Annotated in this window: 1 protein-coding gene; it reads right to left on the reverse strand. The window is 72.9% G+C overall.

Translation table 11 applies throughout. From position 1 onward, the window contains the following. A partial coding sequence (locus EN846_RS34735; protein WP_281036179.1) for a glycoside hydrolase family 3 N-terminal domain-containing protein occupies window positions 1-284 on the reverse strand: 284 nt, incomplete at both ends.

A 284-nucleotide genomic window follows, 5' to 3' on the forward strand; every position in this document is an offset into this window, starting at 1 on the left:
CGGGTCTTCACTGAAGGCACGGTTGCCGATGGCGCGGTTGCCACGGCCCAGGTCGACCACCGGCGCGAAGCTCAGGTCCACGCCGCTGGCGCGCACTTCGCTGGCCATCAGCCAGGCGTGTTGCTCGGCCAGCGCCAGCGCCTGCTGCGGATCGGTGGCGTACAGCGCCCCGATGTCCTGCAGCGGCGGCAGCGCGCTGTAGCCCTCGCGGAAACGCTGCACCCGGCCGCCTTCCTGGTCCACGCAGATCAGCTGCGGGCGCGGGGCAGCGGCACGGATCGCCG

The sequence above is a fragment of the Mesorhizobium sp. M4B.F.Ca.ET.203.01.1.1 genome (assembly GCF_004791025.1).
Classification (GTDB): Bacteria; Pseudomonadota; Alphaproteobacteria; order Rhizobiales; family Rhizobiaceae; genus Mesorhizobium; species Mesorhizobium abyssinicae.